This window comes from Clostridium ragsdalei P11 (assembly GCF_001675165.1).
Lineage (GTDB): Bacteria > Bacillota > Clostridia > Clostridiales > Clostridiaceae > Clostridium_B > Clostridium_B ragsdalei.
The window spans coordinates 1-12,933 of record NZ_LROS01000079.1 but is presented as its reverse complement, the minus strand read 5'-3'; the positions used below and the strand labels follow the sequence as shown (position 1 = coordinate 12,933).

At 31.0% G+C, this 12,933-nt stretch carries 11 protein-coding genes; 7 read left to right on the top strand and 4 right to left on the bottom strand.

Annotation, left to right across the window (positions count from 1 at the left end):
* Positions 1-183: 183 nt before the first annotated feature.
* Complete coding sequence (locus CLRAG_RS19465) at positions 184-762, bottom strand: TetR/AcrR family transcriptional regulator (protein ID WP_065079927.1); 579 nt, start codon at positions 760-762, stop codon at positions 184-186.
* A 225-nt stretch (positions 763-987) separates the two neighbouring features.
* Here CLRAG_RS19465 and CLRAG_RS19460 point away from each other — a divergent pair, with 225 nt between their 5' ends.
* The 7 genes from CLRAG_RS19460 to CLRAG_RS19430 all read left to right on the top strand — a co-directional run bounded on the left by CLRAG_RS19460 (position 988) and on the right by CLRAG_RS19430 (position 10,003).
* Complete coding sequence (locus CLRAG_RS19460; protein ID WP_083985812.1) at positions 988-1,875, top strand: DUF2225 domain-containing protein; 888 nt, start codon at positions 988-990, stop codon at positions 1,873-1,875.
* Positions 1,876-2,179: 304 nt separating this feature from the next.
* Positions 2,180-2,839 (top strand): GTP pyrophosphokinase, encoded by a 660-nt coding sequence (locus CLRAG_RS19455; protein ID WP_065079926.1) that lies wholly within the window; start codon positions 2,180-2,182, stop codon positions 2,837-2,839.
* 267 nt (positions 2,840-3,106) lie between these two features.
* Positions 3,107-5,113: a methyl-accepting chemotaxis protein gene (locus CLRAG_RS19450; RefSeq protein WP_083985811.1), complete on the top strand. Its 2,007-nt coding sequence runs from the start codon at positions 3,107-3,109 to the stop codon at positions 5,111-5,113.
* Between the two features lie 11 nt (positions 5,114-5,124).
* Positions 5,125-6,009, top strand: coding sequence for an ADP-ribosylglycohydrolase family protein (locus tag CLRAG_RS19445; protein WP_065079924.1), 885 nt, complete (start codon positions 5,125-5,127; stop codon positions 6,007-6,009).
* Positions 6,010-6,076: 67 nt separating this feature from the next.
* Positions 6,077-6,943 carry an SDR family oxidoreductase gene (locus CLRAG_RS19440; RefSeq protein WP_065079923.1) on the top strand — a complete coding sequence of 289 codons (867 nt, stop codon included), beginning with the start codon at positions 6,077-6,079 and terminating at the stop codon, positions 6,941-6,943.
* Positions 6,944-7,313: 370 nt separating this feature from the next.
* On the top strand, positions 7,314-8,732 hold the full coding sequence (locus CLRAG_RS19435; protein ID WP_065079922.1) for a M20 family metallopeptidase: 1,419 nt from the start codon (positions 7,314-7,316) through the stop codon (positions 8,730-8,732).
* An 80-nt stretch (positions 8,733-8,812) separates the two neighbouring features.
* Positions 8,813-10,003 (top strand): MFS transporter, encoded by a 1,191-nt coding sequence (locus CLRAG_RS19430; RefSeq protein ID WP_065079921.1) that lies wholly within the window; start codon positions 8,813-8,815, stop codon positions 10,001-10,003.
* 223 nt (positions 10,004-10,226) lie between these two features.
* Here CLRAG_RS19430 and CLRAG_RS19425 read toward each other — a convergent pair whose 3' ends face one another.
* From CLRAG_RS19425 to CLRAG_RS20920, 3 genes are all read right to left on the bottom strand, one after another.
* Positions 10,227-11,552, bottom strand: a complete 1,326-nt coding sequence (locus tag CLRAG_RS19425) for a hypothetical protein (RefSeq protein ID WP_065079920.1) — start codon at positions 11,550-11,552, stop codon at positions 10,227-10,229.
* Between the two features lie 218 nt (positions 11,553-11,770).
* Positions 11,771-12,307 (bottom strand): nitroreductase family protein, encoded by a 537-nt coding sequence (locus tag CLRAG_RS19420; protein WP_065079919.1) that lies wholly within the window; start codon positions 12,305-12,307, stop codon positions 11,771-11,773.
* Positions 12,308-12,508: 201 nt separating this feature from the next.
* On the bottom strand, positions 12,509-12,933 hold a 425-nt coding region (locus tag CLRAG_RS20920; RefSeq protein WP_065079918.1), incomplete at its 5' end, for a hypothetical protein.

Below are 12,933 nucleotides of genomic sequence, written 5' to 3'. Positions count from 1 at the left end.
TATTGCAAAGTAATATTTTTAAAGAACAAAGTTCAAAGTTCAAATATCAAATAAGGATAAATTTCTTCCTAACGTCAGAAAATATTAAAATTATAGATTTCCTGAGGTACGATGGAAATCATCTTTATCTGTTCTTTGTTATTTGAACTTTGTTATTTTCAAAAGCTTTGCTTCGCAATATTTTTAATTTATGTATGAATTCAATAAAATACCGATTTGTTTACTAACCGTTAAAAGAGCAATAGGGTTTTTTTCAGTAACTGAGGCTGTAATGGCTCCTTCAACTATAACTTGAATAAAAATGCCTAATTCCTGTGCAGTTTCTTTAGAAAACCCACCTTCAATTAACTTTTTAGTATATGTGTTTTGTATATCTAGAAAAGCTAACTCACAGGCTTTTCTTAAAGGTTCAATTGATAAATAAGTTTCTAGAGCTATAAGACTTAAAGAAATATCTTTTAGTTTTCCATCCCTTTTTAAATCTTCTATTATGTTTTTAATTACGGATTGAATAGCTTCAATTGGATTTGAGTGTTCATTTAATGTAGTTTGCAATTTATTTTGAATAGCTTCATTGGCAAGTTTTATAGATTCTAAAGCTAATTCTTCTTTTCCACCTGGAAAATAGTAATATAGAGAACCTTTAGGTGAACCACTTTCCTTTAAAATTTCATTTAATCCTGCAGCGTTATATCCCTTAACTTGAAAAAGCATTGATGCTGCTGTAAGTATTTTTTCTCTTGAGTAAGTTTTATTTTTCATTAAAGTAATGTCCTTTCTTATAATATAACGACTGGTCTACATATACATTATAGATACAATTTTAAGGATGTCAAGGTAATTTTTCAGCTTTTTGAATTGGTTACCATTATTTATAAAACTCCTTGACATTAATCTTTATAGCACAGGTTGATATAATTTAATTTAATTGCTTTTTTTGATATAATACTTATATAAAAATTTTTAGATGATGAAGGTGATGTTCTAGTGCCAAAAAATATATTTTCTGGTTTAGAAGATTTAGGGTTTGATGATATAGATGAAATAGATTTGTACCATAGCAAAAAAGAAAAAATAGAAAAAGAGGAATCGATTCAATTAACGGATGAAGAAAAACAAAAAAAATTATTATATGATTGTGAAATTACATGTCCGGTTTGTGATAATGATTTTAAAGCTAGAGCAGTTAAAACTTCAGCTGCAAGAATTTTAAAAAGAGATTCTGATTCATTTATTATATTTGATGTTATAAATCCTTATTTTTATGATGTATGGGTTTGTGATAAATGTGGATATGCCGCAATGAAAAGGGACTTTAATAAAATTAGAGATTCTGAAATTGATCTAGTAAAAGAAAAAATCAGACCAAAATGGCAGCCTAGATCTTACCCGGAGGTATATGACGTAAATGTAGCTATAGAAAGGTTTAAACTTTCTTTATTAAATTATTATGTGATAGGTGCAAAAGCTAGTAAAAAGGCAATGAATTGTTTAAAATTAGCCTGGATGTATCGAATATTAGAGGACTCTGAAAATGAAGCTGTATTTTTAAGACAGGCTTTAGAAGGGTTTAACTATGCTTATTTTAATGAAGCGTTTCCCTTATATAACATGGATAAGTTCACTTCTATGTATATTATTGGTGAATTGAATAGAAGATTGGGAAATAATGATGAAAGTTTAAAATGGTTTAGCCAGATAATAACAACCCATGGAGTTCCTTCAAAGCTTAAGGATCGAACTAGAGAGCAAAGAGATTTAATAAAAGAAGCTGAACAATTGGAAAAAGGTGTTGATGAATTAAATAACGATGAGGTTATTTCAAAAGAAGATCAAAAACCTAAAAAGGGATTTTTTTCAAGATTTTTTAGTTAAACGGATGGTACTAAACCATCCGTTTAACTCATAAATTTGTAAATTAGTCCACCTATTAGATATATAAACAGAGTTCTTGGTATCAGGTGGAGTTTTGACTCCACCTGATGCTTAGAAATCGTTATCCAGGGACGTAGCTGCTCTTTACTCCCCTTGAAGAAGGGGGGTATTAGAGCAGGTAGTCATCGGATAAATATTAACATAAAGTGAAAAATGACTAAAATACTTTTATGATTTCATAAACTGTAGTATTATGTGAATGAATTGAACTTAAAGTGAGTTTTTGAAAGGGGAAATATTTATAATGGAATCCACAGAAATTATCGAACTACCTTTGGACGTATCGGTGGATATTGATGAGGGAATAGAAAAATTTCAATCTTTTATGATGAGTTATAGTTCTGCTATAAAAGAAGTTAGGACTAAACTTGAAATATTAGATAAAGAATTTAAAGTAAAGAGGAAAAGAAATCCCATAGAATATATTAAATCTAGGGTTAAGGAACCTAGAAGCATAATAGGAAAACTTAAGCGAAAAGGTTTAGAACTAACACTTGAATCGGCAAAGAAAAATTTGAATGATATAGCAGGCATAAGAGTTATTTGCTCATTTGTAAGTGATATATATGAAATTGCAGATATGCTCAAAAGACAGGATGATATAACTTTGATTAAAGAAAAAGATTATATTAAAAATCCAAAACCAAATGGATATAGAAGTTTTCATATGGTTCTGGAAATTCCTATATTCTTTTCAAACCATGTAGAACCAGTGAGAATAGAAGTACAGATAAGGACTATTGCTATGGATTTTTGGGCAAGCTTGGAACATAAATTATATTATAAAACAGCAGGGAAGGCTCCAGTACATATAAAGAGTGATTTAAAGGAATGTGCAGATGTTATATCAAGAACAGATATTAAGATGCAGAATATACAACAGGAATTGGAGAGATTAAATTAATTTTAAATAGAATCTTAGCATAAGATGGGGGTTTAAGCTCCATCTTATGTTGATTAACACTATATTATTTATTACTTAAATATAAGCATAATAAAGGTTACTAACTACCAGAAGATAGATTTAAGACTTTTTGTAAAGGTGAATTCCTACCCATTTTAAATATATTGTTGAAAAATTATTAATTTGTAGTACAATGTAAGTAACAATAATTATTAATTAATATACAATTTAAGCAAAATTACTTTACTAGGAATGGGAGGAATTAATTTGTACTTTAAGAGTATTAAGACAAAAATGGCTATATCCTTTGGAATTTTGATTCTAATTATGTGCATAGGACTTGGTACAGTATCTTTTATAGAATCTTATGATACGTTAGCTTCAAATGCTACTGAATCCTTGCTTCAAATGGCTCAGCAATCTGCAAAATTTGTTCAAACTAAAATTGAAGGACAATTAGATGTAATGAAAGGGCTTGCAGGAAACTATTATATAAAAAGTGATGTATTATCTACAGATCAAAAATTAAATATTTTAAAAGATGAGGTACAAAGAAGTGGACATATAAGTATGGGTATAGGAGATGCTAATGGTAATGTTACATTTACAGATGGAGTAAAGGCAAATTTATATGATAGAGAGAATTATAAAGAAGCACTTCAAGGAAAAAGTTCAGTTTCAGATCCAATTTTAGGAAAGGCAGATAATAGGCTTGTTATGTCTTATGCTGTTCCTATTAAAGACGGTAGTAAAGTTAAGGGAGTTTTAATTGCCACACGTGATGGAAGTGAATTGAGTAAAATAACTAATAATATCAAGTATGGTAAAACTGGAACAACTTTTATGATAAGTAAAACTGGACATACAGTAGCAAATAAAGATACATCCCTTGTACGTAAAATGGAAAATGTAATTGAGAAAAGTAAAAAAGATCCAAGCTTGCAGGAACTAATGAAATTTGAAACTTATATGATGGAGGGAAAGAGTGGCGCAGATGGGTATACTTACAGAGATGGAACAAAAAAATATATAGGATATGCACCTGTAAAAGGTACTAACTGGTCCTTGGGAATATCTGTACCCAAATCTGAAGTTATGGAAAGCCTCACAAAAAATGAAATCTTTCAGGTAATTACAACTATTATTTTTGTATTAATAGGTGTATTAATAGCATTTTTCATTACTTCACTTATATCAAAACCTATAAATGTAATTACAAAGCATTTAAAAATAGTGGCATCTGGTGATTTTACAATGCCAATACCTGAAAAGTTGTTAAAAATGAAAGATGAATCAGGTATGCTTGCGGTTGCGGTAAAGAATATGCAGGAAAGTCAGGGAAATATAATTAAGAATATAATAGAAGAATCTTCTAATGTAACTGAAAATATGAAACAAATTAATGTGGAAATGGAGAATCTTAATAAAAGCATAGAGGAGATATCTGCAACTACAGAACAGTTGTCAGATACTACTGAGGAAACTGCAGCATCTACTGAAGAAATAAGTGCAATATCAAGGGAAATTGAAAAGGATGCAGAATCTATATCGAAAAAGGCGCAATATAGTTCTGAAAGTGTTTCAAATGCAAGCAGTACATCACAGAAAATGAAACAAAAAGCAATGAAATCCAGAGAAAGCATAATGAGCATATACAAAAACACAAAAGAAAGTTTGGAAGATGCCATTGAGAAATCAGAAGAGGTTTCTAAGATTAATGAACTGTCCTCAGCAATTCTTGATATTATGGAAGATACTAATTTATTAGCGCTAAATGCATCTATTGAAGCTGCTAGAGCAGGAGAAGCAGGTAGGGGTTTTGCAGTTGTAGCAAATGAAATAAGAACTCTTTCTGATGATTCTAAAGATACTGTTAATAGAATACAGCAGGTTACAAAAACTATCTTAGAAGTGGTAGATAATTTATCATCTAGTGCTTATGAAATATTGGAATTTATAGATAAAAAGATTTTACCTGATTACAATGAAATTGTAGAATCTCATGAAGAATCTAGTAAGAATTTCTTAGACGTAAATAATATAGTAACAGAGTTTAGTACTACTTCTCATGAACTTCTTGTATCAGTTCAAAATGTATCAAAACTAATGCAAGAGATATCAGACAGTGGAAATGAACAGGCAAGTGGTGCTCAAAATATTGCAGGTGAAACCTCTTACATAACTAAAATGGCAGGACATGTTGTAGAATTAACTGAAAAAGCAAAAGAAAAATCTGACTCATTAGTGGGCATAGTTTCAAGATTTAAAGTATAGAGGTGTTGATTATGAAAAGATTAAATAAACTTTTGGGAGGATTATTTGGAGTAGCCTGTGGAGATGCATTAGGGGCAACTTTGGAATTCTTATCTCAAGAAGAAGGACGTAAAACTTATGGGTATCTAAAAGATATTATAGGCAGAGGTCATTGGAAGTTGAAGCCTGGACAGGTTACAGATGATACCATGATGACTTTATGTGTAGCAGGAGGAATACTTGAGAATCCTGAATGCCCTATTGAATCTATAGGTAATAGATTTGTGAAATGGTACAATAGTGATCCTAAGGATATTGGAATGACTTGTGAGCTAGCTATAAAAAAGTACATTGAAACTGGCAATTGGAAAGAGGCTTCATTTTATGTCCATCATATATCTAATGGCAGGACGGCTGGAAATGGGACCATTATGAGATGTATACCAGTTGCATTATATTATAGAGATTACAGCAAAATGATAGATATAACCAGGCTGCAATCTAAAATGACACATTATGATGAAAAAGCAGCAGACGCCTGTGTAATATATAATACCGTTATTTATAAATATTTAAATGGAGAAACTAAGGAAAGGGCTATTACAGAGACAATTTACAGTAGTGAAGACTATAAAGATGTAATGAATATGAAAAAAGAAGAACTTATACCTTCAGGATATGTAGTTGACACTTTAAGGTGTGCACTCTGGTGTTTTATGAATAATTCAAATTTAGGAGATACAGTATGTGAGGCTGCAAATTTGTGTGGAGATGCTGATACTGTGGCTGCAGTTGCAGGGGGACTTGCAGGTACCTATTATGGATATGACAGTATTCCTGAAAGATGGAAAAATAAGATAGAGGTAAAAGATAAATTAATGAGCATTGGAGAAAAAATAAATAGCACACATAATTGATATAAATATTTTCTCCTCAATTGAAAATACTAGTTTATATAAATAGTAAATCGAAGGAGGAGCAAATATGAATTTTCCAACATCTTTTCCAAAGCAGCATCAGAATCATCATCCGGGATTTCAGTATGAAATGAATCCTATGCCTATATGTGATGATGCTGTGTATAATAGAAAAGGAGACCTTTTAAAAGGAAAAACTGCCATAATTACAGGTGGTGACAGCGGTATAGGTAGAGCTGTTTCTATAGCTTATGCGAACCAAGGTGCAGATGTAGTAATTGTATACTTAAATGAACAAAAAGATGCTGAGGAAGCTAAAAGACTTGTAGAAAGTAAGGGAACAAAGTGCACACTTATAGCAGGGAATATTAGTGATGTAAATTTTTGCAATAGCGTTGTAGAAAAAACTATAAGCGAATATGGAAAAATAGACATACTAGTTAATAATGCTGCTGTCCAATATGAATGTACTGATATAAAGCAGTTATCAGATGAACAATTTGACAGAACTTTTAAAACCAATGCATACGGAACTTTCTATATGACAAGGGCAGCAATGAATCACTTAAAATCAGGAGCATGCATAATAAATACAGCTTCTATAGTAGCTTTTAAAGGAAGTGCTACGCTCATAGATTATTCCATGACAAAAGGTGCAATAGTAGCTTTTACTAGATCATTATCTACTGCACTTGCAAAAGGGAAGACTGGAATAAGGGTAAATGCAGTTGCACCAGGGCCAATTTGGACACCTCTTATACCATCTTGTTTTGATGAAACAAAAACTTCCCAGTTTGGAGGGGATACTCCAATGGCAAGAGCAGGGCAGCCTGTGGAATGTGCAGGAACTTATGTATTTTTAGCTTCTGAAAACGCCTCTTATATTACGGGTCAGACTATCCGTGTAAATGGAGGAGAAGTAGTGAACGGTTGAATAGAACTTTAACAAAATTTAATTTAAGTCAAAAATTAGATTGATTAAATATTAAACAAAATCAGAGCTGAGAGCAAAACTACAGCTCTGATTTTTTACATGAAATTAATATTATTGAAAATAATCTGACAATTTTATTGACACTATAAAAGCAAAGTAGTATTCTTAAATTAAAGACATGTCTTTAATACGACTAAAATTAAATGTGTATTAATCATATTATTAATAGTGTGGTAAAATTACAACTATTTTTTTACAACTATTTGTGTCACTGGTGGTGGCAATGAAATGGAAGTTAAAATAGTGAGATTTTAGTTCGTATTGAAATTAAAAAATAGCAGAGAAGTAAAAGTAGAAAGGAAAGCAAAGTATGGAGTGTTTTCAAAGAGTTTCAGAAATTGTTGAGTTAAAGAAAGATTTATTAGTTAAAGTTAGTGATGAAATATGGAAATGTGCAGAAACTAAATTTGAAGAATTTAGATCTGCAGAAATATTATGTAAAGCTTTAGAAGAAGAGGGATTTACAGTTAAAAGGGGAGCAGCCGGAATCAAAACTGCTTTTATTGGAAGTTATGGTAAGGGAGAACCGATAATTGCCGTTCTTGGGGAATATGATGCACTTCATGGGTTAAGCCAGGAGGGTGGAATTGCGGAGCAAAAGCCAATTATACCTGGTGGAAGCGGTCATGGATGTGGACATAATCTTCTTGGCACAGGTGCTTTTGCTGGAGCTATAGCTATTCGTTATTATATGGAAGAGAATAATTTACCGGGAACAATCAGATATTATGGATGTCCTGCTGAAGAAGGTGGGGCAGGTAAAGTATTTATGAGCAGAGAAGGAGTATTCAACGACGTGGACTGTGCTTTAACATGGCATCCTGATACAGGCAATGGGGTTGGTTTAAATTCTACTCTTGCGGTTTATGATGCATGTTTCAAGTTTAAAGGAAAAAGTGCTCATGCAGCTATGGCACCACATTTAGGCAGGAGTGCATTGGATGCAGTAGAACTTATGAATGTAGGTGTAAATTATTTAAGAGAACACGTCATTCAAGAGGCAAGGATTCATTATGCTATAACGGATGCTGGAGGACAATCTCCAAATGTTGTACAAGCACAGGCTGAGGATAACTTTTCTATCCGGGCACCAAAAGTATCTCAAGTAAAAGACATTTATGAAAGAATTTGTAATATTGCTAAGGGGGCGGCATTGATGACCGGTACTAAGGTTGAAGGATCTATACAATCTGCTCTTTCAAATTTTATCCCAAATAAAATACTAGAAACAATGCTATATGAAAATTTAAAAAAGTTAGGAATACCTAAATATAATGAAAATGATAGACAATTTGCTAAAAAAATTAGAGATGTGCTGCCAGAGGATAATAAGAGAAACGATATAAATGTATTAACAGTTGGGGAACTGAAAGGCAAAGATATTTCAGATGTCATTAATCCTTTTATAAAACAAGAAAAAACAGTACCTGTGTCTACTGATGTAGGTGATGTGAGCTGGATTGTACCAACGGGAATATTTAATGTAGCTTGTGCAGCTTTAGGAACTCCGATACATTCATGGGCATTTGTTTCACAGGGAAATACATCCATTGCTCATACAGGAATGTTACATGCAGGAAAGCTGATTGCTTCAACTGCAGTAGAACTTTTGAAAAATCCTGAATTAATTCAAAATGCAAAAGCCGAACTAAAAGAACGCTTAGGTGGAGAAAGTTATATTTGCCCTATACCAAGGGACATAAAAGCACCTACGCCTAAAAAAGCTTAAAATTTGAGGCTTAAATAAGAAAAATATCAAGGGTAAATATTGAATTTATCTGATATAAAATTTAAATATGGAGGAAAAATATGATAGAAAAGAAGTATGGTTTTATAGAAAAAGTAGCAGTATTATCGGTAGCATTATTAATGTATACGACAAGTATGACTACACCTGCACTTGGAGAAATATCCAAAGCATTTCCTAATGCCAGTTCTGAATTGGTAAAACAAATCGCTTCTTTGCCATCTTTGATGATGGTAGCATTTTCATTAGTAGCAGGTCAACTTGAGCGTTTCATGAGTAAGAAAAAAATATTATGTATTGCCATGTTATTTCAATTTGTTGGAGGCATGCTGCCTATATTTGCAAATAGCATTACTTTCATTTTGGTTACAAGGGTAATTTTCGGAGTAGGTTATGGACTGCTGTTTCCACTTTCTACCCCACTTCTTGCAGATATGTTCCAGGGAGATGAGTTTAAAAGACTACTAGGCTATAAAGCTTCAATAGGGGCTATTGCCGGAGTAGTATTTCAGATGCTAGGAGGATTTTTAGCAGCGATAAACTGGAGATACTCATTTTTAGGATTCCTTCTTATGATACCAATTTGTTTATTGATCATATTAAAATTACCTGACATCGGAGATAAAAAAGTTTCTGGAGATAAAAATGATACTTCAAAGAGTAAATTGACTTCGAAAACTTATATTCTTTCAATTTTAAATTTATTACTAAACATTCTTCAATTTACATTTATGACAAATATCGCAATAGTAATGGCTGCAGGAAAAGTGGGAAATGCAGCTAAAGCTGGCATGGTGCTCACTGCATTTACCGGAGGTGCATTTGCTGCAGGTCTTTTATACGGAAGGATATTTAATATATTTAAAAGGTTTACCATAGCAATTTCTGTTGGGCTGCTTGGAATTTCATTCTTGATTTTACTCAATGTAAATACATATTCAATGTATTTGTTAGCAGGAATTATTTTTGGATTAGGATTTGGTACATATAATCCAGACTATGCAGCTAAGTTAGTAGTTTCTTCTGATAAATCTATTTCTGCACGTACTTTTTCAGTATCTGTTGCCTTACAGGGATTGGGACAATTTGTATCTCCTATTATTTTAGGATCAATAACTAGTATATTTGCTCTTAAGGGTCCAAAAGCTGATTGGGTTGTAGCTTCAGTATGTCTTTTAAGCGCCTGTGTAGTTATGTCACTAGTGATAGCTTTTACAAAGCTGAAAATTGGTAATGTTTCAGAAAGTGAATAAAGTTTTTACAAATTATGCTTGATATTTTAATAAAAAGAATGATGGCCCAATGATCTGTGCAGGATCGCATGGATAATTTTTATCCTGTGATCTCTGCACTATAAAGTTACATCTTTAATATGGCAGCTTTTGTAAGTACTTTATTTTGTTGATAAATTACAAAGATATAACATGGACATTCATGAAAAATAAAAAGCATTTAGAAAAAATTATTTACAGACCATTAAAATTTGGAATTATAATCGAAATAAAGCAAATAAATTTTCTTTGGACGTCCTACTAACTTATCTGATTTTTTATTTATAGATTTTGCAAAACCGCTTTTGCACAGTTTATTCAGTATTCTATTGGCACTTCGAATTGTGATACCCATATAAAAGGATAAATCGTCTGATGAAACTTCATTAGTATTTAACTTCTTAGTGATTCCAATTAATTTTAGTATTGTAACGGAAGATAGTTTTGTTTTACTGCTAATTAGTTCTATATCTGAATTGTTATGTTCTATAAAATGGATACAAATATTTTCTGATAATGGTCCAATAATTTGGTCTTGTTCATTTAGAATAAAGCTGCAATTTTTATCATATCTATTAGCTTCGATATTTGCACTTATTGATCTTTTTCTTGCTTCCATAATTGTACTGCCAATACCCCAACCTATATTTAAATTGAATGTATTTGAAGTTTTTATATAATTAAGAAGCGAGCAATATTTATAATTACCAGTTAATTCTTTAAGAATTTTCTTTGAAATTATAATTTCAAAGTTAATATCATTTCTTACTATAGAATTTGGCAGATTGTGTTCATGCTGAAAGTCAATTAAAGATTTATTTAATGCTAGTAGGCGTACTTCTTCTTCATAATTAAAGGTAGTATTGTGTGGTTTAATATCGCAAATAGAGATATGTCCTATAGTAATCTGGCTATCTTCAAAATTTTTTATTTTTACATAATTCACAGCTTTAGCTAAAGCATTCATTACATTTTTAGAGGATGGGGAAATATAAAAAGTTTTTATTCCCATATCTTTCAGTGGTTTTTCAAGATTTCCAACTCGCGTAATAGATATATCTATTAATCCATTTTTCCACAATTCTATATGTTTATCCAATACTTTTTCATAAATTGTATTATCATTTTTAAAATAATATGTATATGGGAAATTATCTTTAGGTAAAATTTCTTTAATTCCCATATAATCATTTGTTTCATTTAAGAAATCAATATAAGTTCTTGAAAAGTCAAATTTATTATTTTCTATAATTAATTTTAGGAATAGCTTATATAAATCTTCATTTGATACAGTTAAATAAAAACAGGGTACTGTAGATTTTAAATCATCACTTATTTTTGAAAAAATAAGTTCTCCACCTAATAAAAATGCATCTACTAGTGGCATGTTTTTTATAAATAAATTTTCAACATCGTTTAAATTTTCGTAAGGTATTAGTACTATGTTATTCTCATTTTTTAATATATGCTGATAAGTTTTTATTCTACTTATTAATGGTACAGAAGCTAAAATTCCAATGGATACAGACATGAAAGCACCTCTCTATTCTAAGCATGTACACAGCCTATGTAATTAGATGTATAAGTTAATTATACAAGTTTTTATATTTACTATTATATCTTATAAAATAAACAATTTAAAATTATTTGTTACCATTTTAAAGGTGGTAAGTAATATAAGTTTGCAGCTGAGTGAGATATTCAGAGGTTGACTTAAGCCAACCTTCAATATAGAATTTCATATAAGGCTTAGTCTATAAATTGAGCAATTTCATCTAGGCTTTTACGTACCTTATTGCGGAGAGTTGTATCTGCAGAATATCCTACACTTATGACAAGTCTAATTCTTTTAGAATTTGGTATGTTGAGTAAATCCTTAAGCTTTTTTTCATTAAACCAGCCCATTATACAGGTAGATAGTCCTTGCTGCGTAGCTGCTAGACATATGTGAGCAGTTGCAATTCCTATATCTATGGGGGCATAATCCTGATCTTTAATTTTACCACCAATTCTAGCTTTAATATCTGTTTTTTCCTGAAGTACAATAATAAATGAAGGACAATTATCTGTAAATTTATTCATTCCTAGATCTTGAAGACATTTAGAAACCTTAGGTGACAGGTCTTTATTATTTACAATAATAAATCTCCAGGGTTGACCATTGCAAGCTGAGGGTGCAATTCTAGCTGCTTCTATACAGGCAACTAACTTTTCCTTTTCTACTTCTTTTTCTTTATAGTTTCTGCAGCTTTCACGTTGCTTGATTAAATCAAAATAATCAGTCATAAATACATCCCTTTCGTAATTTGTTCATTTAAGTCCTTTATAATAATATAGTTTACATTTGTCAAGATATATTTACATAACAAAATAGCCTCCTATGATATTTTGATTTTATCATAGAAAGCTATATTTTACAGAATTTTTATTACAAACTCCTTTATCTTAAGCATTGTTTACAGCTTTAGTAAATTTAAAATTATAGTATCATTTAATTATATTAGCTATTTCTTTTATTACTTTTTCAAAATTATCATTAAAATTATTTTCTATAATTATGTTAGCTTGATTTATAACTTCACTTGCTGACTTTCTCATTTGACTGTCTTTGGTATTTTTGATCATAACGAAAACACCTGGATTAACAACTTTTCGTAAGCTATTTGATTCACATACTATAAGAGAATTTTCAGGTATTTGGGTAATAAACGCATTAAATCCTTCGGACATATTATTTTTTAATGTTTTTAACCAGTAAACTTTTTCTGCTCCCGCAGCTAATAATAGAGAAGTATCTTTATTATTAGCTGCATTTAATTCCTCCGTTATCTCAAAATTTCCTTTCAAATTTGAACATACCCCGCAGCCTTCTCCTCCGTGAATGCATTTTCCGTTTTTCTCTTGAATAGTTG